The organism is Streptomyces cinereoruber (assembly GCF_009299385.1).
Lineage (GTDB): Bacteria > Actinomycetota > Actinomycetes > Streptomycetales > Streptomycetaceae > Streptomyces > Streptomyces bikiniensis.
The window spans coordinates 7,358,651-7,377,961 of the sequence record NZ_CP023693.1; the positions used below are offsets into that span (position 1 = coordinate 7,358,651).

19 protein-coding genes are annotated in these 19,311 nt (G+C 72.9%); 4 read left to right on the forward strand and 15 right to left on the reverse strand.

Annotated features, from left to right (window positions below):
• Window positions 1-9 precede the first annotated feature (9 nt).
• Both CP977_RS33125 and CP977_RS33130 read right to left on the reverse strand, forming a co-directional pair.
• Entirely contained in the window at window positions 10-615 is a 606-nt protein-coding gene (locus CP977_RS33125) for a GOLPH3/VPS74 family protein (protein WP_109184835.1), read from the reverse strand.
• A 167-nt stretch (window positions 616-782) separates the two neighbouring features.
• Window positions 783-1,388 (reverse strand): hypothetical protein, encoded by a 606-nt coding sequence (locus CP977_RS33130; RefSeq protein WP_062760208.1) that lies wholly within the window; start codon window positions 1,386-1,388, stop codon window positions 783-785.
• 173 nt (window positions 1,389-1,561) lie between these two features.
• Here CP977_RS33130 and CP977_RS33135 point away from each other — a divergent pair, with 173 nt between their 5' ends.
• A complete protein-coding gene (locus tag CP977_RS33135; RefSeq protein WP_062760209.1) occupies window positions 1,562-2,086 on the forward strand; it encodes an AAA family ATPase in 525 nt (174 codons plus the stop codon).
• Between the two features lie 27 nt (window positions 2,087-2,113).
• Here CP977_RS33135 and CP977_RS33140 read toward each other — a convergent pair whose 3' ends face one another.
• The 9 genes from CP977_RS33140 to CP977_RS34320 all read right to left on the reverse strand — a co-directional run bounded on the left by CP977_RS33140 (window position 2,114) and on the right by CP977_RS34320 (window position 11,532).
• Window positions 2,114-3,151 (reverse strand): MASE1 domain-containing protein, encoded by a 1,038-nt coding sequence (locus CP977_RS33140; protein ID WP_104860318.1) that lies wholly within the window; start codon window positions 3,149-3,151, stop codon window positions 2,114-2,116.
• Window positions 3,152-3,375: 224 nt separating this feature from the next.
• On the reverse strand, window positions 3,376-4,215 hold the full coding sequence (locus CP977_RS33145; RefSeq protein ID WP_062760210.1) for a PP2C family protein-serine/threonine phosphatase: 840 nt from the start codon (window positions 4,213-4,215) through the stop codon (window positions 3,376-3,378).
• A 702-nt stretch (window positions 4,216-4,917) separates the two neighbouring features.
• Entirely contained in the window at window positions 4,918-5,469 is a 552-nt protein-coding gene (locus tag CP977_RS33150; RefSeq protein ID WP_062760213.1) for a Clp protease N-terminal domain-containing protein, read from the reverse strand.
• Complete coding sequence (locus CP977_RS33155) at window positions 5,469-5,678, reverse strand: helix-turn-helix domain-containing protein (protein WP_062760214.1); 210 nt, start codon at window positions 5,676-5,678, stop codon at window positions 5,469-5,471. Before CP977_RS33155 ends, CP977_RS33150 begins: the two co-directional genes overlap by 1 nt.
• 131 nt (window positions 5,679-5,809) lie before the next feature.
• On the reverse strand, window positions 5,810-7,504 hold the full coding sequence (locus CP977_RS33160; RefSeq protein ID WP_152371394.1) for an alpha-amylase family protein: 1,695 nt from the start codon (window positions 7,502-7,504) through the stop codon (window positions 5,810-5,812).
• Entirely contained in the window at window positions 7,501-8,499 is a 999-nt protein-coding gene (locus CP977_RS33165) for a TIGR03885 family FMN-dependent LLM class oxidoreductase (RefSeq protein ID WP_152371395.1), read from the reverse strand. Before CP977_RS33165 ends, CP977_RS33160 begins: the two co-directional genes overlap by 4 nt.
• A 60-nt stretch (window positions 8,500-8,559) precedes the next feature.
• Window positions 8,560-10,260 carry a glycoside hydrolase family 13 protein gene (locus CP977_RS33170; protein WP_152371396.1) on the reverse strand — a complete coding sequence of 567 codons (1,701 nt, stop codon included), beginning with the start codon at window positions 10,258-10,260 and terminating at the stop codon, window positions 8,560-8,562.
• A gap of 250 nt (window positions 10,261-10,510) precedes the next feature.
• Complete coding sequence (locus CP977_RS33175) at window positions 10,511-10,966, reverse strand: tetratricopeptide repeat protein (RefSeq protein WP_167309022.1); 456 nt, start codon at window positions 10,964-10,966, stop codon at window positions 10,511-10,513.
• Window positions 10,963-11,532, reverse strand: coding sequence for a tetratricopeptide repeat protein (locus CP977_RS34320; RefSeq protein ID WP_167309023.1), 570 nt, complete (start codon window positions 11,530-11,532; stop codon window positions 10,963-10,965). The genes CP977_RS33175 and CP977_RS34320 overlap by 4 nt, the downstream gene beginning before the upstream one ends.
• A 156-nt stretch (window positions 11,533-11,688) precedes the next feature.
• Between CP977_RS34320 and CP977_RS33185 the strand changes: the two genes are divergently transcribed.
• On the forward strand, window positions 11,689-12,420 hold the full coding sequence (locus CP977_RS33185; RefSeq protein ID WP_109184841.1) for a DUF7873 family protein: 732 nt from the start codon (window positions 11,689-11,691) through the stop codon (window positions 12,418-12,420).
• Between the two features lie 446 nt (window positions 12,421-12,866).
• Here the strand turns inward: CP977_RS33185 and CP977_RS33190 are convergent, their stop codons facing one another.
• The 3 genes from CP977_RS33190 to CP977_RS33205 all read right to left on the reverse strand — a co-directional run bounded on the left by CP977_RS33190 (window position 12,867) and on the right by CP977_RS33205 (window position 15,357).
• Entirely contained in the window at window positions 12,867-13,556 is a 690-nt protein-coding gene (locus CP977_RS33190) for an Lsr2 family DNA-binding protein (RefSeq protein ID WP_109184842.1), read from the reverse strand.
• Window positions 13,557-13,840: 284 nt separating this feature from the next.
• Window positions 13,841-14,377, reverse strand: a complete 537-nt coding sequence (locus CP977_RS33200; RefSeq protein ID WP_062760232.1) for a DUF7822 domain-containing protein — start codon at window positions 14,375-14,377, stop codon at window positions 13,841-13,843.
• Window positions 14,378-14,457: 80 nt separating this feature from the next.
• Window positions 14,458-15,357 carry a helix-turn-helix transcriptional regulator gene (locus CP977_RS33205; RefSeq protein ID WP_109184844.1) on the reverse strand — a complete coding sequence of 300 codons (900 nt, stop codon included), beginning with the start codon at window positions 15,355-15,357 and terminating at the stop codon, window positions 14,458-14,460.
• Window positions 15,358-15,460: 103 nt separating this feature from the next.
• Between CP977_RS33205 and CP977_RS33210 the strand changes: the two genes are divergently transcribed.
• Entirely contained in the window at window positions 15,461-16,987 is a 1,527-nt protein-coding gene (locus CP977_RS33210; RefSeq protein ID WP_152371399.1) for an MFS transporter, read from the forward strand.
• A 62-nt stretch (window positions 16,988-17,049) separates the two neighbouring features.
• On the opposite strand, the gene CP977_RS33215 is transcribed toward CP977_RS33210, so the two are convergent.
• Window positions 17,050-17,649, reverse strand: coding sequence for a TetR/AcrR family transcriptional regulator (locus CP977_RS33215; RefSeq protein ID WP_062760238.1), 600 nt, complete (start codon window positions 17,647-17,649; stop codon window positions 17,050-17,052).
• A gap of 155 nt (window positions 17,650-17,804) precedes the next feature.
• On the opposite strand from CP977_RS33215, the gene CP977_RS33220 reads away from it, so the two are divergent.
• Complete coding sequence (locus CP977_RS33220; protein ID WP_229991449.1) at window positions 17,805-19,253, forward strand: FAD-dependent monooxygenase; 1,449 nt, start codon at window positions 17,805-17,807, stop codon at window positions 19,251-19,253.
• Window positions 19,254-19,311 lie beyond the last annotated feature (58 nt).

Consider the following 19,311-nt stretch of genomic DNA (forward strand, 5'->3'; position numbering starts at 1 on the left):
GGGACCGGCTCACGGCCCGCGCCAGATGTTGGCGAACGCCGTGTTCTCGATGGTCCGCCGCTGGCGCACGGCCTCCAGCTCCATCACCGCGTCGTGGACGGCGGCCACCACGCCCGTCACCGCCTCGTCGGCGAAACCGGGCTCCTCGTCGGGCCGCCCCTCGCCGATGCCCACCGCCGAGGCGAGGGCGGCCAGGACGGGCTCTCCCTCCTCCCGGCGGCCGACCGCCCGGCGCCGGGCGGGCGTGTCGACCGGCTCCACGCGCTCCGGGCCGAAGGGCAGCCGGCCGCTTCGCCTCCGCCTCAGCTCGCCGTCCCCCTCAAGCGCGGTCCGGTACGCGGACGCGAGGTCCCGGCCCCGGCGCCACAGCCAGTCCTCGACCCGCTCGTAGGGCGGCTGCCGGACGAGCCCCGCCTCGGCCTCGGCCAGGAGCCGGTCGTCCGGCCCCGACGGCCCGCCCGGCACGATGCGGTCGTCATCCACGGCGACGGCCCCCGCGCCGACGAGGTCGATCAGCTCGGCCCCCGCGAGAGCCAGCGACAGGTCGCCCTGCCCCACGTCGGGCCCCGGCCCCGGATCCACGGAGATGAGGAACAGGTCTTTCGCCGTGCTCATGAACGGCTCCCCTCGATGACATCGACAGGGCGAACCCCACCGGCCGGTCCCGCGACCGGCGCGACGGCGGGGCGCCCACCCCGATCAGTATCGCCGCCACCGGGGCGGCGGAACGAGGCCGCCGCACTTTCCCCGGGCCGACCGCCGACCGTCGACCACCAACCGCTTCAGGGCCGGAGCCCGACGTGTTCGAGCGCGACCGTACTGAGGTCGGTGATGGCCTGCGGATCCCCCCGGCGCCAGGCGTCGGCCCACCCGCCGGACGGCACCGGCAGCCCGTCGAGTACGCCCGGAGGCCCGGTGAGGGCGCGCAGGGCGAGCAGATCGGCGCCCCCGGGGGCTCCGGCGAGACGGCGCAGGGCGTTGCTGCGCCGGATCCAGAGCAGGCGCGGCGGGAGCCACAGCAGCAGGACGAAGAGCACCGGGACGACGATGAGGGCGGCCGTGACGACATCGGCGACCTGGCCGACGGTCTCCTGGAACGACGCGCCCGCGTCGGCGAACCCGGAGCCGGCGTCGGCCGCGGACCGCAGCGGCTTCTCCAGGACGCCACCGACGAACGGCACGTCCGCCGCCGCGTCCCCCGCCTGGTCGAGCTCCCTGGCGAGACTGTCGCCGGAACTCTCCACCTTCTGCCCCGGTTCGGCCAGCAGCATGATCGTCCCGCGGACGGCGAGGGCCACCCACACCGCCACGGCGATCACGGCCACGGCGATCAGGTCCACGAGCACCTGGCGGTTCCGGCGTGCGGGCGTCTGGGCGTAGAGGCGCAACGGAGGGCTCCGTTCGAGTCATGGCGGCGAGGAGGCCCGGCCGCCCCGACCGCGACCCGGCCGACCGGTCGTCGGAATCAACTCTTCCACCGCTCCCCACGGGCAAACGTACGAAACACGAGGCACACCGCGAGCCCGGCGCGACCGACGGGACACCCTTTAGTGTCGAACCCATGATCGTATGGCTCAACGGCACCCACGGTGCGGGCAAGACGACGACCGCCGCGCTCGTGCGGCGACTGCTCCCGGATTCACGGGTGTTCGACGCCGAGAAGGTCGGCGAGACGCTCATGGACATCACGCCGGGGCTGCCCCGGACGGACAACTTCCAGCACTGGCCGCCGTGGAGACCGCTCGTGGTCGAGACCGCCCGACACGTACTCGACTACACCGGCGGCACCCTGGTGATCCCCATGACCGTCCTGGTGGAGCGGTACTGGCGCGAGATCGCCGAGGGCCTCGCCCGGCACGCCGTTCCCGTACGCCACTTCGTCCTCCACGCCGACCGGGAGACCCTCCGCGGGCGCATCGCGAACGACACGGTCGTCGGCCCCGACTCCCCGTTCCGCCTCCGGTACCTCGAACCCTACGAGGAGGCGGCCCGCACGTGGCTGCACGCCGAGGCCGAGGTCGTGGACACCACGCACCTCGCACCCGGCCTGGTCGCCCTGCGGATCGCCGAGGCCGTCAAGGGCTGAACGGCCCCGGGGGCGCCGGAGGCCGGTTCACGGGTCCCGGCGCTCACCCGGCGAGACCACCCGGTCCCCGGAGGTGCCGGGCGTGCGGTCGGCGGCGGGGGGCCCCGGCGAGGGCTCGCCCGCCGCGAGGTGTTCCAGGACCTCCGCCAGCTCCTCGCAGGCGCGGCGCACGGACCGGCGCGTCGCACGCTGCTCGGTGATGACGGAGGAGAGCAGCAGGGCCGTCAGGGCGGCGGAGCCGTTGAACGCCTGGAGCTTGACCATGATCTCGACGTCCGACAGGTGGAGGAACGCGCCCTTCCCGGCGGTCGCCTCGAACGTGGTGAGCACGGACGCGAAGAGCGCGCACAGCACGCTCCCGGCGAGCTGGAAGCGGAGCGCCGCCCAGATCAGCAGGGGGAAGACGAGGAAGAGCAGGCTCATCGGACTGAGCACGGCCGACGGCACGATGACCAGGGCCGCGACGCCCAGACAGACCGCCTCCGACCAGCGCCGCGTACGGAACCGCCCGATCGCCCCCGCGAACGCGAGCAGGAGCGGGGTGACGAGCAGCACGCCCATCGTGTCGCCCGCCCACCAGGCCAGCCAGACGGGCCAGAACTCGCTCCTCTCCAGGGAGCCGGTCGCCACGTGCAGCCCGACCCCCGCCGTCGAGCTGATCAGCATGGCGCCGAACCCGCCGAGGAAGACCAGGCAGAGCCCGTCCCGCAGCCGCGCCATGTCGAGCCGGAAGCCGACCCGCCTCAGCAGCAGGAAGGCGCACAGCGGCGCGGCGGTGTTGCTCACGACGGTGACCACCGTGGTGAGCCCCGGGGTGGTGAGCGAGGCGATGACGAGGAAGCAGCCGAGGGCGATGCCGGGCCAGACCCGCACGCCGAGCAGCAGCAGGGCGGCGACGGCCACACCCGTGGGCGGCCAGATGGGGGTGACCACCACCCCTTCGACGACGAGACGGCCCAGCAGGCCGAGCCGTCCGACCGCGTAGTAGCAAGCGGCCACGGCCAGCGAGGCCAGGACCGTCTCCGTCGGGGGCCGGAACTGCCGAGTAACCAACACACCAGCCATCAGACACCGGCCGGACCGTCCCGGCCGGGCAAGAGCCCCCTGCGTGTCGGGCACCGTCGCACGGAACGGGCCCGGCCCGGCGCGAAGTCCGGTCGGGGCCGGTCCGCTCCGACCCGGTCCGCTCCCGGCCCCGGCCGCCGGCCGTCACCCGTTCGGCGGTGAGCCGGACGGCGCAACGGCCGCCGGAGGGCGAAACGGTGATCCTCCGGCCGCTGTCCCGCCCCTCACCTCCTCTTCGGCCACGCCGTACCGCCGTCGTGCCCGACGACCAGCACGGCGGCGTCGTCCTCGTGCCCCACCGTACCGGCCAGCTTCATGACGGCGGTGGCGAGCGCGTCGACGTCCAGCCCGGCGACGGCCGTGATCCCGGCGAGCCGCATCACCTGGTCCAGGCCGTCGTCGAGGTGGAGCGAGGGCCCCTCCACCACCCCGTCGGTCAACAGGACGAAGACGCCGCCGGTGGTGAGCCGGTGGCGCGTGACGGGATACTCGACCCCGCGGAGCACACCGAGCGGGGGCCCGCCCTCGCCGTCGTCGATCCCGGAGCGCCCGTCGGCGGTGGCCCAGATGTGGGGGATGTGCCCGGCCCGGGCGCACTCCAGGGTGCCGGCGGCGGGGTCGAGCCGCAGGAAGGTGCAGGTGGCGAAGAGATCGGCGCCCAGGGTGACCAGCAGGTCGTTGGTGCGGCCGAGCAGCTCCCCCGGGTCCCCGGTGACGGAGGCCAGCGCGCGCAGCCCCACGCGGACCTGCCCCATGAAGGCGGCGGCCTCGATGTTGTGCCCCTGTACGTCGCCGATGGACATGCCGATGTGGCCGTCGGGCAGGGTGAAGGCGTCGTACCAGTCGCCGCCGACGTTGAGCCCGTGGTTGGCGGGCATGTAGCCGACGGCCAGCCGGACGCCCGGAGGGCTGGGCAGGTCCGGGGGCAGCATGCCGCGCTGCAGGGCCACGGCGAGCTCGACGCGGGAGCGCTGCGTCTCGGCCAGCTCCCTCGCCCGGGCGGTCAGCGACCCGAGTCTGCCCAGCAGCTCGTCGCTGCTGTCGGCCGGCCATCTGCGGAACATCGATCACTCCGGCGTCGCGAGAATCCCTCGCATCAGTTCGTTCCGTTCTCAGCGCGTAAGACCACGGGGGCACCTCGGTGGGTACAGGACCTTCCCTACTCTGCCCGGAGGAGGCGCCGCCCGCACCTCATCCGGCGCCGGGGCGGAGCGCGGCACGGGAGGTCGGGGCGCGGCGGGCGGCGGCCTTCAACGCCACCGACACCGCGTGGATCCAGCTGATGATCCCCATGAACGAACGGGCCCGCCTCCTGACCGGCCTGGCGCCCTCCCGTACGGCTGACCCCGCCCCTGCGGACCTCGCCGCCCGGACCGGAACGCGCCTGGAACGGGAACTGGCGGACCTGCGCGCACCCCTGGACCTCTCGGGCACCCCCGACACCCGTCCCCACGAAGGGCACGACATGCCGGGCATGGTCGGCCTCGACACCCTCCGGAAGGCGGAGAAGGCGAAGGGGGGAGCAGTTCGAGAGGATCCTCACCGAGGGCCTCCGCGCCCACCTCGCACAGACCGGAAAACTCTGCGCGAGCGAACGGACCTCCGGCGGGTCCGAGGAGGCGAAGGCCCTGGCCGCGACCATCGCCGGGAGCGCCGTCCGGGAACTCGGCCGGCTCACCACGACGAACCGGCCGTGACCGGCGGGGGAGAGCAGACCTAGGGCCTGTCCGGCGGATCAGGGCCGGACAGACCCTGACCGGACGCCGTCAGGCCCGGGGCCGATCGAGCGCCCGCTCCACCGCCGTGTAGGTGACGCCGTGGTCCGCCAGGGCCTCGGAGACGACCCCGGGGCGGGCCGTCAGGGCCAGGAGCAGGTGCTCGTCGCCGATCTCCTTCTCCCGTCGGCCGAGGCAGACGCGCAGCGACTGCTCGAGGACCTTCTTGCTCTCCCGGGTGAAGGGCCGCCGCTTCGAGCCCCGGGGCCGGCCGTCGGACCCGGCGGTGAGCGCGCCCGGGCCGTGGGTCTCCTCGACCCGGGCGACGATCCGTGCCACGTCGATGCCGAGATCCGCCAGCGCGTCCACCTCGACCGTCGAGAGGCCGCCCCGGCGCCGGGCCGCCGCGAGTGCGGCCTCCAGCGACGCGCGCCGCTCCGTCGCTCCCAGCGCCCGCAGCGCGAGGGCCGCCCGGGTGTCCTCCGCGTCGAGCAGCGCCAGCAGCAGGTGCTCCTCCGTGACCGCGGGCGCGCCCTCGCGCTCGGCCACCGCCACGGCCCCGGTCACCACCGCCCGGGCCCCCTTCGTGAACCTCTCGAACATCAATGCCTCCCGTGCTTCTTGTGGACGGCCTGGCGGCTCACGCCCAGTTCGGCCGCGATCTCCTGCCACGACCAGCCCTGGGCGCGCGCGCTGCGCACCTGGACGGCTTCCAGCTGTTCGAGAAGGCGTCGCAGCGCGGAGACGGCACGCAGTCCCACCCGTGGATCGCGGTCGCCGGCCTGCGCGGCGAGATCGGTTGCGTCGGTCATGATGTCAACTTACGTTGACACCCCGCTCATGTCAATCAAAGTTGACATGAGCGGGGTGGGGGACCGTGCGGGGAGCCGTGGGCGGTCCTTCCCCCCACGCGCCCGACGGGGCGACGCCGCCCGTGCCCCGGTCAGACGCCGCCCGTGCGTTCCGGATCGTCCAGCGGGGTGTCCACCCGCAGCCAGCGGTAGCCGTACGGCGCCAGCCCGACCCCGACACGACCGCCGGCCGCCGCCTCGACGGTGTCGCCGGTGAACAGGTCGGTGAGCGTGCGGCCGCCCTCCAGACCCGGCACGATCGTGGTCGCGTCGACCCGCCGGGACGAGAAGTTGTGCAGCGCCAGCACCGCTCCCTCCGGGAGCGAGGCGAGGTGGGCCAGGACGCCGGGGTCGTCCGCGCCGAGCACCTCGGTCCGGCCCCAGGCGAGCTCGGGGGCCTCGCGGTACCGCTCGATCAGCGTCCGCACGCGGCTGAGGAGCGAATCCGCGTCGCGCGCCTGGTCGCGCACGTTCACCCGCCCCGGCCCGTACGCCCCCTCGGGCATCGGATGGGGGAAGTCGCCGCTCGGCGCGGTGGAGAACCCGGCGCCGCCGTCCGCCGTCCACTGCATGGGGGTGCGGACGGCCTGCCGGCCCTCGACGGCCAGGTTCTCGCCCATCCCGATCTCCTCGCCGTAGAAGAGCACGGGCGTGCCGGGCAGGGTGAACAGCAGGCTGTAGGCCAGTTCCACACGGCGCCGGTCGCCGCCGACCATCGGCGGCAGCCTGCGGCGCAGCCCCCGGCCGTACAGCTGCATGTCCTTCTCCGGGCCGAAGGCCGCGAACACCTCGGCGCGCTCGTCGTCGTCCAGCTTGTCGAGCGTCAGCTCGTCGTGGTTGCGGACGAAGGTCGCCCAGTGCCCGTCGCGCGGGGCCTCCGGGCGCTCGCGCAGCGCCGCCGCCAGCGGCCCGGCCTCCTCCCGGGCGAAGGACAGGTACATCTTCTGCATGCCGATGAAGTCGAAGCACATGGTCAGCTCGTCGCCCCGCTCGGACTCCGGGCCGCCGAAGAACTCCATGGTGTCGGGGTAGGGCAGGTTGACCTCGCCGAGCAGGACCGCCTCCCCGTTGCGGCGCCCGAGGAAGGCCCTCAGATCGGCCAGGTAGTCGTGCGGGTCGGGCAGTCGGCCCGCGTCCTCCTGGCCGTCGGTCTCCAGGAGGAAGGGGACCGCGTCGACGCGGAAGCCGGAGAGCCCGAGCTGCGTCCAGAAGCCCATGATGCGGGCTATCTCGTCCCGTACGGCGGGGTTGGCCACGTTGAGGTCGGGCTGCTGCCGGTAGAAGCGGTGCAGGTAGTACTGCCCGGTCCGCTCGTCGTACTCCCACGGGCTCTTCTCGGCGTCGGGGAAGACGACGTCCTTCGGCCCGTCCTCGGGCGGCTCGTCGCACCAGACGTACCAGTCGCGGCGGGGGGACGTACGGCTGGAGCGGGACTCCCGGAACCACGGGTGCCGGTCGGAGGTGTGGTTGACCACCAGGTCGGCGATGACCCGGATGCCCCGGTCGCGGGCGGTCCGCACGAACTCGGTGAAGTCCCCGAGGGTGCCCAGGCGCGGGTCGACGCCGTAGAAGTCGGTGACGTCGTAGCCGTCGTCCCGTTCCGCGGTCGGGTAGAACGGCATCAGCCACACGCAGGTGACGCCGAGCCGGACGAGGTGGTCGATCCGCTGGGTCAGCCCCGCGAAGTCGCCGATGCCGTCCCCGTCGCCGTCCTGGTACGTCTCCACGTCCAGGCAGTACACGACCGCGTTCTTCCACCACAGGTCGGAGGTTCGGGTCAGCCTCATCGGACGTCCTCCGCGCGCACGGGTCCGGCCGGGGTCGCGTCGAGCCGGGGCAGCACCTTGTCGCCGAACGCGTCGATGAACGCGCTCTGTTCGCGGCCGACGTGGTGCAGCATGACCGTGTCGAAGCCGAGGTCGGCGTACTCCTGGAGCCAGGCCGCGTGCTGTCCGAGGTCCGCCGACACGTTGACCGCCTCCGCGACCCGCTCGGGCGTGACGTGCTCGCTGACCCCGTCGAACAGTTCGGCGGTGTCCAGGTCCCAACTCGCCGGCGGCCCGTGCACGTTGGTGCGCCACTGGTCGTGCGCGACGGCGAGGGCGGTGTCCGGGTCCGGATCCCAGCTGAGGTGCACCTGGAGGCGCAGCGGGCCGGAGCCGCCGGCGGAGCGGTAGGCGTCCACGATCCGGCGCAGCCGCTCGTGCGGGGCGTTGACGGTGATGAGCCCGTCGGCCCAGTCGGCGCACCAGGCGGCGGTGGCCTCGCTGCACGCGGCGCCGATCAGCGGCGGCACGGTCTCGGGGAGCGTCCAGAGGCGCGCCCGGTCCACGGTCACCAGGCCGTCGTGGCTCACCTCCTCGCCGCGCAGCAGCGCCCGGACGACGTCGACGCACTCGCGCAGCCGCGCGTTGCGCACGTCCTTGCGGGGCCAGCGGTCGCCGGTGATGTGCTCGTTGGACGCCTCGCCGCTGCCCAGGGCCGCCCAGAAGCGGCCCGGGTACATGGCGGCGAGGGTGCCGACGGCCTGGGCGACGATCGCGGGGTGGTAGCGCTGTCCGGGCGCGTTGACGACGCCGAAGGGGATGCGGTCGGTGGCCTGGAGGGCGGCGCCGAGCCAGGACCACGCGAAGCCGGACTCGCCCTGCCGGACGCTCCAGGGCGAGAAGTGGTCCGAGCACATGGCGGCGCCGAAACCGGCCTCCTCCGCGCGGACGGCCGCGGCCAGGAGGTCCGCGGGCGGCACCTGTTCGTGCGAGGCGTGGAATCCGTAGACGGTCATGGAGCGCGCGTACCCCGGGACGCGGGGATCAGGCGGCGCGGCCCGCGAGGTGTCGTCCCCTCACTCGATCCGTCGGTGCACCCTCGCCTCCCAGGGCGCGAGGACCGTGCGCCCGTCCTCCGCCGGGACGGACGGCCCGTTGCCCAGCAGGAGCTCGGCGTCCTCCCACCCACCGGGGAGGTCCACGGTCACCGTGTCGCCCGTGAAGTTGCCGACGACCAGCAGCGTGGTCCCCTCGTGGTGGCGGGTGAAGGCGTACACGCGCTCGTCGTCGGGCAGCAGCATGGTGAAGTCGCCGTGCACGACGGCCGGTTCGGAATGCCGCAGGGCGATGAGCCGCCGGTAGTGGTGGAAGACGGAACCCGGATCCGCGTACGCGGCGGCCGCGTTGACCTCGATGTGGTCCGGGTTGACCGGGAGCCAGGGGATGCCCGTGGTGAACCCGGCCTGCGGGGAGGCGTCCCACTGCATGGGCGTACGGGCGTTGTCCCGGCCCATCGCGCGAAGGCCGGGCAGGACGTCCTCGGGCGCGGCCCCCGCGCCCAGCGCCTGCGCGTAGTGGTTCAGGGACTCGATGTCCCGGAAGTCCTCGATGGTGCGCAGGGGAGCGTTGGCCATGCCCAGTTCCTCCCCCTGGTAGACGTACGGGGTGCCCCGGTGCAGGTGCAGCACCGTGGCCAGCATGGTCGCGGACCGCGTGCGGTGCCGGGGGCCGTCGTCGCCGAACCGGGAGACCACGCGGGGCTGGTCGTGGTTGTTCCAGTACAGGCTGTTCCACCCGACGTCCGCGAGACCGGTCTGCCAGCGGCCCAGGGACGCCTTCAGCTCGGTCAGCCGCAGCGGCCGCGGATCGAACTTGTGGGCGCCGTGGTCGAGCCCGACGTGCTCGAACTGGAACACCATGTCGAGCTCGGCGTGGTCCGGGTCGGTGAACAGCCGGGCCTGTTCGACGGTCACGCCGGGCATCTCCCCGACGGTCAGCAGCCGGCCGGGGTACCGGGCCATGACCTCCCGGTGCATCTCCCGGAGGTACTCGTGGATGCGCGGCCCGCAGACGTAGGAGGGCGACCCGTCACCGTACGGGCCGTCCCCGCGCAGTACCCCGTCGGGCAGCGCCGGGTCCTTGGAGACGAGGTTGATCACGTCCATCCGGAAGCCGTCCACGCCCCGATCCAGCCACCACCGCATCATCGCGTACACGGCCTCGCGGACCTCCGGGTTCTCCCAGTTGAGGTCGGGCTGCTTCGGCGAGAACAGGTGCAGGTAGTACGCGCCGCTCGCGGGGTCGCGCGTCCAGGCCGGCCCGGAGAAGAACGAACCCCAGTTGTTGGGCTCCCGGCCGTCGCGCGGCGGCCGCCACCAGTACCAGTCCCGCTTGGGGCTCCCGGGGTCGCGCGACTCCCGGAACCAGGGGTGCTCGTCGGAGGTGTGGTTGACGACCAGGTCCATGATCAGCCTCATGCCGCGCCCGTGCACCGCCGCGAGGAGCCGGTCGAAGGCCGTCAGGTCACCGAAGACGGGATCGATGTCCTGGTAGTCGCTGATGTCGTAGCCGTTGTCGTCCTGCGGCGACGGGTAGACGGGCGAGAGCCACAGCACGTCCACGCCGAGCTCCGCGAGGTGGTCCAGACGGCCGGTGATGCCGTCCAGGTCACCGATGCCGTCGCCGTCGGAGTCGGCGAAACTGCGGGGATAGATCTGGTAGACGACCGCGGACCTCCACCACGCGTCGTCCTTCCCTGTCACGGTGCCGGGCGTCATCGGCGATCTCCTCCGGGCGTCGGGGCTACGGGCCACGAGTTCCCCCTTTCCCCCGTACGGCGACCGAACCGCCCAGGGGCCGGGGGCAGCCGTCATGACCGATCAGCCGAGGGGCCGGGGGCGACCGTCACGACCGATTCCAGCGCTTCCTCGGCCGAGACGGCACGGGCCGGCCCACACGGACTACGACCGACCGCCCCCGGCCACAGCCGACCGGCCCCGGACATGATCCGCCGGACAGAGCCCCTGCCTAGAAGTGCGGACAGTCGCCGTGACCTGCCGGCCCCGGCCCCGGTTCCGGTTCCGGCGGCGGTGTGGTGGAGCGCGGCGCCCGGGGCAGGGGCACGGCCTCCTCGGCCCTTCCCCTCTCGATCAGCAGCAGGCCGAGGGTCCGCCGGTGCTCCGGACGGTCCGAGTCCAGGAAGGCGATGGCCTCCTCCGGACGCCCGGCATCGGCGAGGAGCCGAGCCATCTCCTCCGCGGCGTACGGGCCCCCGCTCCCGGAGGAGGCCCGGGCCTCCTCCACGGCCTCGTCCAACCGTCCGCAGGCGGCCAGGAGCCGGGCGCGCAGCCGGAACAGCTCCCACGGTTCCCAGGTCCCCCGGGCTTCCAGGGCGTCCAGATGGGCGAGGCCTTCCCCGGCACGCCCCTCGGCGGCGAGGAGTTCGCACAGCAGGTCGACGATCCGGTCCTCGGCGCTGTTCATGGCGCGCACCACCTCGACGGCCTCCGCACCCCGCCCGTGCCGGGCGAGCAGCCGCGCCAGCAGGGCCGGCGCGTGCCAGGAGTCGTACTCCGCCTGCCACCGGTAGACCTCGATCGCGCCCTCCACGTCACCGCGGCCTCCAGCAGCTCCGCCAGGTGACGGGCGGCCTCCTCCCGGTCTTCCCCCGCCGCGTGGGCGCGCAGCTCGTCGACGCGGTCGTGCCGTATCAGCAGTTCGGCCAGCGGATCACGGTTGTCGACCACGAGCGAGCCGTAGGTCCGCAGGGCTTCGAGCGCCTCGTCCGTGCGCCCCTGCCTCTCACGGACCGCCGCCAGCAGGGCGACCGCGTTGAACGGTTCCGGATCGCGCCCCGCGCACTCGGAACTGCCGCACCGTACGCAGGGGCGCCCCGCCACGATCCGGGCCTCCAGCAGCGTCGCGATCTCCTCGTCCCGGCCCAGCCCGGCACTCGTCTCGACCAGGGCCTCGGCGAGGAGCCAGTCCGCGACGTGCGGGAGGAGCAGCGCGTGGGCTTCCTCGCCCCGCCCGCACCGGGCGAGCGACAACGCCAGGTGACGGAGCGCGAGCCGCTCTCCTCCCCGGGCGAACGGACGGACGAGACCAAGGGCCTCTTCGCCCCGCCCTCCCGCCCGGCCGGAAGGGAGAGAGGGGCCGGCGTTTAATCGGATGTGCGTACGGCGCGGGGTTGCTAGGTTCGCCGTGTGCCGAAGCTGAATCAGATCATCGCAGTCGAAAAGGGCGTCAAGTCCAAGGCCCTCCAGGAGCTCACCCAGGCTCACCAGGACGTGCAGAAGCCCGCCCTCCTGGCCGGCATCTCCCGGACCTACCAGCCCAAGGACGAGGAGGGCGAGCAGCTGCCGCCCGAGTCCACCCGGGTGCAGATCAAGGCCGAGGACATCCTGCGGGCGACCGCCGGGACGCTGACGCGGCTCTTCGACGTGACCGCGACGAAGGACTGGGCGAACCGGTCCGCGGTCGCGGACGTGGTGGTCGACGGCACGGTGCTGCTGCCCCAGGTACCCGTCCCGTACCTGCTGTTCCTGGAGAAGCAGCTCACCGATCTGCACACCTTCGTGCGCAAGCTGCCGGTGCTCGACGCCTCCGAGTCGTGGAACCTGGACCCCTCGACGGACTCGTGGAAGACGGATCCGGTGCGGACCATCCGCACGAAGAAGGTCCCGCGCAACCACGTGAAGGCCGAGGCCACGGAGAAGCACCCGGCGCAGGTCGAGGTGTACTACGAGGACGTCCCGGTCGGTTACTGGACCACGGTGAAGTTCTCCGGTGCGCTGCCCGCCCGGCGGGTCAACGAGCTCCTCGACCGCGTCGAGAAGCTCCAGCAGGCCGTCAAGTTCGCCCGTGAGGAGGCGAACAACACCGAGGTCACCGACCAGCGGATCGGCGACGCGGTATTCGGCTACCTCTTCCGGTAGCCCCCACAGACGCCCTCCGTCGCGAGCGGAGGGTGCGCGATGAGCGCAAGCTGAAACTGATGTTGAAGCTGATGAAGGGGTGTCAGTTGGGGGTTCGAATCCCTCCCCCCGCACCACGTGCGGGGGTGGCCCAAGCCTGGCAGAGGCGGCCCCGTGAAACTCAGATTCTCGCTCCAGTCTCAGTATTCGCCGCCGAACACCGGATCGACCGAGCGTGGGCGAACATCGACGGATGGGGGTTCAAGTCCCCTCGGCGCCTCTCTCGTGGCGCTGTAGTTCAAAGGCAGAACACGTCGATCTCAACATGACCCGCGGCTCTTAAACGCCGCCGGTGTGCGCAAATGGGTGGCAAGCTGGAGCCCGGGAGCTGGACATGCTCCCGGGCTCCGTCACGTTCCGGCCCGGAGCCGACGACGCCGTACCGGCGAGGAGGGAGACCGGGGCCCTCACCGGGTGGTGCTCCGATTCCCTCGCTTCCACGCCTCGACGACCTCGATCGGGACACGTCCGCGTTCGGGCAGGTCGTATCCGTTGGCGTTGGCCCAGTCGCGGACGGCCCGTGTACTGACCGGTGCCTCGGAGACCACAACCGGCGCACGGCTTCGGGAAGTCGAAGGGACGAAGGCGGGCCCGTGCTCAAGGAGGTCTCGGGGAAACAGGGGAACGTCCACGCTCCCGCCGAGAACACCGACGAGGAACGCGGTCAAGGTTCCGTCGTGGACGAACCAGGGCGCGCCCAGGGACTCGCTGACGGCGATGGTCCACTCGTCCGGGGCACCGGCGGGCCGGGTGACCCAGAAGAGGTGGTCCCCGTTGTCGGTGACCCCCACGGCGAGAAGGTCCTCGGAGGAGCAGGGCAGTGGCCGGGGAGTCCGGGCGGCCTGCCGGACCTCCTCGATCCCTCCACGCAGCCGCGTCGGCACGGGACCGGTCAGGTCGGTCCACCGATTGGGCGCGTGAGGCCGGTACAGGGTGACGAACTCGCAGAACCGACCCGGCCCGTACGCCGCGACGAGCTCCTTGTAGTCCCGGGGCAGTCCCGTACCCAGCGCCTCTTCGACCTCGGACCAGTCGGGAGCCGGGGGAACGGCGGTGGGCGGCGGGCACAGCGCGGTCAGCGCGGCGAGATCGGTCATCGGTTTCCTCGGCGGTCAGGAACGGTCTCGGGACCGAAGGCCAGGCCACCGCACCCGGACGTCGTCCAGGCCGGAGCACTTCCAGGCCGGTGTGGCCCGCCGGCGTTCGCCGGCACCGAGGACGGCTGCCGCCTCGGTGCCGGCGAGCGGAGGTTCCGGCCATGCTTCGGCCTGGACGACGTCCGGGTGCGATCACCGACAACGGCGTCGTCCCGGACCCGGGCCACTGGGCAGCAACTCTTCGGGGCGGGCCGGAACCGCCCGGCACCGCACCCCACGTTCCGTCAGTTGTCGGGGAAGGAGAAGTAGAGCGCGTCGCTGTAGAAGGACGCGAAGTGGCTCCGCCAGTCGGCCCGGACCGCGGCCAGCCAGTCGTCGTCCCGGCCGGCGATCGCCGCCTCGGCCCGGGCGACGGCGTCGGGGACGCCCTCGGACGCCAGGTGACGCACGCTCGCCACCGGATCGTCGTCCGTCATCGAGACGATCTCCCCTGTCTCCAGGACGAAGTACTTCGCCCGCTGCTTCTCCAGGTGGGCCGTGGTCCCGGCGACGCACTCGGCGAACTCGGCGTCGCCCTCCAGGCCCTTGCCGACCGCGTCCAGGAGGTCCAGGAGCAGGGCGGCCCCGCCGGCGTAGTCCGCGGCGATGCCGATCGGAGGGTTCCAGATCATGGACGGGACGATCGTGGTCCCGCGCCCCACCATGAGCTTGTGCGCGAGCGGAATGTCCCAGTTGTGTTCGGATATGCAACGGATCCCCCGGGGGATCTCCGTCTCGTCCGGCATCGAGTCCGCGGAATAGAGGTAAGAACGGTTCGCCATGACGACGACGCTAACAGTGGGGACCGACAACGCCCGTGCCGCCGGGTCGGGCCGGGCCGCGTAGCCCCCTCCACCTGCTCCTACCATCCCGATCCGACGGGGTGTCGGAAGCTCCTGCCGTCGTGCGGGGGATCGGCGCAGCGGCGGCCCTGACGGGCCAGCACCCGCAAGGCGTCGGCGGAGCCCGGGTCGTTCGGGGTGTAGACCTCGAGGCGGTGGTCGGGGCTGTCGGGCTGCAGCCAGACCTGGTAGTCGACACTGAGCGCGCCCACGGTCGCGTGCCGCATGCGCATGGTTCCCGTGGTGCAGTCCGCGACGTCCCGATGCGCCCACAGCGCCGAGAAGTCGTCGCTGCGCATGGTGAGTTCGCCGATCAGCCCCGCCAGACGCGCGTCGGTGGGATAGCGGCCGGCGGTCAGCCGGAGGTACGCCACGTGAACGCGGGCGAGCGCGTGCCAGTTGCCGTACAGGTCGCGCGTCACCGGATCGAGGAAGAACATCCGGGGGACCGACGGACGCCGTTCCGGATCGTCCGGCGCCTCGAAGGCGATGTGCCCGGCGAGAAGGGCGTGCCCGCTGCGGTTCCACGCGAGCACGTCCCCGCGACGCCCCAGGACGACCGCCGGCGTCGCCTCGCCCAGGGACTCCAGGAGCGCGAGGACCCGCCTGTGGGGTTCCTCCGCCGGGGGCTCGGCGAGCCGTGGCGTCGGCGAGTGCCTGGCGAGGTCGTGCAGGTGAGCGGTCTCGGCCGCGTCGAGCCGCAGCACCCTGGCGAGCGCGCCGAGCACCTGCTCCGAGGCCGTCTCCGCCCGCCCCTGCTCCAGCCGCGTGTAGTAGCCGGCGCTCACTCCGGCGAGCTGGGCGAGCTCCTCCCGCCGCAGCCCGGGAACACGGCGCCCGTTCCCCAGGGCGCGCAGCCCGATCGCGTCCGGCGTGACCCGGTCACGACGGCTCTTCAAGAACGCTCCGAGGTTCTCCACGACCGCAAGCGTAAGTCGACCGCCTCCGCCGCCGGGTACACCTGTCGGGTGTACCCACAGCAGGGGGGTGGCTGCCGGCCGGGCGACGGCCGACGGTCGGGACATGTCGGAACAGCGCACACACAACTCCCCGGGCCCGCGCGCGTGGCTGGGTCTCCTCGTCGTACTCGGCCCCGTCCTGCTGGTCTCCATGGACGGCTCCATCCTGTACCTGGCGATGCCCCGGGTCAGCCAGGACCTCACCCCCACGGCCGACCAGGCCCTGTGGACCCTGGACGTCTACGGCTTCGCGGTCGGCTCGCTGCTGATCGCGTTCGGCACCATCGGCGACCGGTACGGCCGCCTGAAACTCCTGATGACCGGGGCGACCGTCTTCGGCCTCGCGTCCGCGGCGTCCGCCTTCGCGCCCGGCCCGGAGCTCCTCATCGCGTCCCGCGCGCTGATGGGCGTGGCCGGCGCGACCCTCCTGCCGTCGGCCCTGGCGGTGCTGAGCGAGCTGTTCACCGACCCGCGACGCCGGGCGCAGGCCATCGGCGTCTTCGCGGCGGCCTTCGCGGCGGGGTTCGCCATCGGCCCGGTCGCGGGCGGCTTCCTCCTCGAACGCTTCTGGTGGGGCTCGGTCTTCCTGATCAACCTGCCCGTCATCGCCCTGTTCCTCGTCCTCGCGCCCGTCCTGCTGCGCGAGGTCGGCACGACCCGCCCCGGCCGCGTGGACGTCTTCAGCGTCGTGGCCTCCGCGGCCGGCCTCCTGGCCTTCGTGTACGGCCTCAAGCACGCCGCCGCCGAAGGACCCTCGCTGCCCTCCGGCCTCGTGGGACTGGGCGGCCTGGCGCTCCTCGCCCTGTTCGTGCGCCGGCAGCGGCACCTGGAGCACCCGTTGATGGACTTCTCCCTCTTCCGCGACCGGGTCTTCACCGTCGCGATCATCACGGGCCTGCTGCCCCTGGCGGCCTGGTCGGCGACCGCCTACCTGTCGGGCGTCTACCTCCAGTCCGTCCTCGGCCTGCCCGTCCTGCGGGCGGCGCTCCTGGCCCTGCCCGGCGCGGTGGTCCTCATCGTGTCCTGCGTCGTCACGCCCCTGGTGGTCGACCGCGTCGGCAAGCGGGCGATCCTCCTCGTCTGCCACTTCTCCATCGCGGCGGGACTGCTGTTCCTGCTCCCCACCACCGTCATCGGCGGGGTCGGCTGGTACGTCGCCTCCACGTCCGTCGCGGGCCTGGGCTACGGCATCTCCTTCAGCGTCGTCGCCGACACCGCGGTCGGCGCCGTCCCGGCCGAGCGGGCCGGCTCGGCCGGTGCGATCGCCGAGACCGGCAACGAGATCGGCAACGCCCTCGGCATCGCGCTCATCGGCTCCCTCGCCGCGCTCCTCTTCCGGCTCCAGGGCCCCGACCTGGCGCCCACGCTCGACGAGACCCTGCGGCTCCCCGGTCTCACGACCGCGGTGATCACGGACGCGAAGTCGGCCTTCGTCACCGGCCTGCACGCGGCTGCGGCGGTGGCCGGCCTCCTGCACGTCGTACTCGGACTCCTGGCCCTCCGCTCGCTGCCCGGAACCGGGAAGGAGGAGCGGGCCCGGGCCGTGTTTCCCGGGGAGGAGACGGAGTACGCGAGGAGCACACCCCGCTGACGGTACGGGCGCAGGCGTCCGGCGCCCTTGGCCCCCGGGCACCTCCTTCGGGAAGAAGGAGCTCAGGGCCCCGGCGCGGTCAGATAACGCTGGATCGTCGGTGCCAGCCACGCCACGATCTCCGCCCGCGTCAGCTCCACCGCCGGCGGCATGCGCAGCACGTACCGTGTGAGCGCCAACCCCAGGAGCTGCGACGCCATGAGCGCCGCCCGCGCCGGGACCTGCTCGGGGTCGGGGCACACCTGCCGGGCGACCGGCAGCAGTTGGTCCCGCAGGACGCCCTGCATGCGCTCCGCCCCCGCCCGGTTGGTCGCGCCGACCCGCAGCAGGGCGGTGAGGACCTCGTTGTCCTCCCACATGTCGAGGAAGTGCTCGACGAGGATCCGCCCCGCCTCCCGCCGGCGGTCCGCCCCGCTCATGTCCGGCAGCCGGAGGTCGACGGCGACGGCCGCCGCGAAGAGGCCCTCCTTGTTGCCGTAGTACCGCATCACCATCGACGGGTCGATGCTCGCGTCCTTGGCGATGGCGCGGATGGTGGCGCGCTCGTAGCCGTCGGTCGCGAAGCGCTCGCGGGCCGCCGCGAGGATCGCGCCGCGAGTGGCGTCGGAGCGGCGGGGAGCGCCGGAACCGGGGACCGTAAGGGTGCTGTCGCCGCCGTTCATGACGACAAGCGTAGGCCGACAGACGGAGGCCCACAACTGTTGGCCCACACCCGTTGACGCCTTTCCGGCCTTTCGATACGTTGGTCAACGAGCGTTGGCAAACATTCGTTGGCACATGGGTGATGACAAGCAGGCACCGGCAACAGGAGGCCACCATGGACGGCACCCCCACCCACCGCACCGCGATCGTCGTCGTGGGCTCCGGTCCGACCGGCCTCCTCCTCGCCGGTGACCTCGCCGCGGCCGGCGTCGCCGTGACCCTCGTGGAGAAGCGGCCGCGCGGGATCGGCAATCTCTCCCGCGCCTTCGGCGTACACGCCCGCACCCTGGAGCAGCTCGACGCACGCGGCCTCGCCGACGAACTCCTCACCACCGGCGACACCATCACCGGCCTGCGGCTCTTCCGTCGTCTCTCCCTCGACCTGAGCACACTGCCCTCACGCTTCCCGTTCCTGCTCATCACTCCGCAGTACGAGGTCGAGCGGCTCCTGGAGCGGCGGGCCCGGGAGGCCGGGGTCGAGTTCGCGTACGAGAGCGAGGTCGTGGGGCTGCGGCAGGACGAAGAGGGGGTCGACCTCGACGTACGCGGCGCGGACGGGACGGTCGTCACCCGCCGGGCGGACTACGTCGTGGGCGCCGACGGCCACCGGAGCGCCGTGCGGGAGGCGATCGGCCTGGACTTCCCCGGTTCCTCCGTCATCAGGTCGCTGATCCTCGCCGACGTCCGGCTGACCGAGAAGCCCGAGGGCGTCCTCACCGTCGACGGACGCGGCGACGCCTTCGCGATGATCGCCTCCTTCGGCGACGGCTGGTACCGGATCATGGGCTGGAACCGCCGGAACGAGGTCCCCGACGACACCCCGCTCGCCCTCGACGAGGTCAGGGACACCACCCGCCGTGCCCTGGGCACCGACTACGGCATGCACGACGCCCGCTGGCTCTCCCGCTTCCACAGCGACGAGCGCCAGGCACCGCACTACCGGGTCGGGCGGGTCTTCCTCGCGGGGGACGCCGCGCACATCCACTCCCCGGCCGGCGGACAGGGCATGAACACCGGCCTCCAGGACGCCGCCAACCTGAGCTGGAAACTGGCCCTGGCCGTCCGGGGCCGGGCGCCCGAAGGGCTCCTCGACAGCTACGAGACCGAGCGCCACCCGGTCGGCAGGTCGGTACTGCGCAGCAGCGGCGGACTGGTCCGGCTGGCCCGCACGCGGAACCCGCTCCTGCGCGCCGCCCGCGCCCTGACCTCGGCGTTCGTCACCATGGCCCCGCCCGTCCAGCGCAAGGCCCTGGGCCGGATCACCGGAATCGGCTACGCCTACCCCGCTCCCCGCGGCGCCCACCGCCTCACCGGCACCCGCGTCCCCGACGTCGCCCTGAAGGACGGCCGGCTCCATGAGGCGCTGCGCGGCGGCCGGTTCGTGCTGATCACGCCTGGGACGTACGAGGGCTCCGTCGTCCGCGAGGGGCGGCTGACCGTGGAGCGCTGGGCGGGCGACCGCCGGACGACCGTCCTGGTACGACCCGACGGATACGTGGCCTGGGCGGCGGAGGACACGGACGCGGCCGCGATCGAGGAGGCGGTGTCCCGACACCTGCGCTGAGCCGTTCCCTTCGAACGGGGCGCCGGGGTCGACCCCACCCTCGCCCGAGCCCGCCAGG

Coding starts and splice junctions, on each gene's coding strand:
- CP977_RS33145 (WP_062760210.1), bottom strand. CDS start 4,215: ATGTTCCGCAGATGGCCGGCCGACAGCAGCGACGAGCTGCTGGGCAGA.
- CP977_RS33175 (WP_167309022.1), bottom strand. CDS start 10,966: ATGAACAGCGCCGAGGACCGGATCGTCGACCTGCTGTGCGAACTCCTC.
- CP977_RS33165 (WP_152371395.1), bottom strand. CDS start 8,499: ATGACCGTCTACGGATTCCACGCCTCGCACGAACAGGTGCCGCCCGCG.
- CP977_RS33210 (WP_152371399.1), top strand. CDS start 15,461: ATGTCGGAACAGCGCACACACAACTCCCCGGGCCCGCGCGCGTGGCTG.
- CP977_RS33220 (WP_229991449.1), top strand. CDS start 17,805: ATGGACGGCACCCCCACCCACCGCACCGCGATCGTCGTCGTGGGCTCC.
- CP977_RS33125 (WP_109184835.1), bottom strand. CDS start 615: ATGAGCACGGCGAAAGACCTGTTCCTCATCTCCGTGGATCCGGGGCCG.
- CP977_RS33190 (WP_109184842.1), bottom strand. CDS start 13,556: ATGACCGATCTCGCCGCGCTGACCGCGCTGTGCCCGCCGCCCACCGCC.
- CP977_RS33155 (WP_062760214.1), bottom strand. CDS start 5,678: ATGACCGACGCAACCGATCTCGCCGCGCAGGCCGGCGACCGCGATCCA.
- CP977_RS33160 (WP_152371394.1), bottom strand. CDS start 7,504: ATGAGGCTGACCCGAACCTCCGACCTGTGGTGGAAGAACGCGGTCGTG.
- CP977_RS33200 (WP_062760232.1), bottom strand. CDS start 14,377: ATGGCGAACCGTTCTTACCTCTATTCCGCGGACTCGATGCCGGACGAG.
- CP977_RS33150 (WP_062760213.1), bottom strand. CDS start 5,469: ATGTTCGAGAGGTTCACGAAGGGGGCCCGGGCGGTGGTGACCGGGGCC.
- CP977_RS33170 (WP_152371396.1), bottom strand. CDS start 10,260: ATGACGCCCGGCACCGTGACAGGGAAGGACGACGCGTGGTGGAGGTCC.
- CP977_RS33140 (WP_104860318.1), bottom strand. CDS start 3,151: ATGGCTGGTGTGTTGGTTACTCGGCAGTTCCGGCCCCCGACGGAGACG.
- CP977_RS33215 (WP_062760238.1), bottom strand. CDS start 17,649: ATGAACGGCGGCGACAGCACCCTTACGGTCCCCGGTTCCGGCGCTCCC.
- CP977_RS33135 (WP_062760209.1), top strand. CDS start 1,562: ATGATCGTATGGCTCAACGGCACCCACGGTGCGGGCAAGACGACGACC.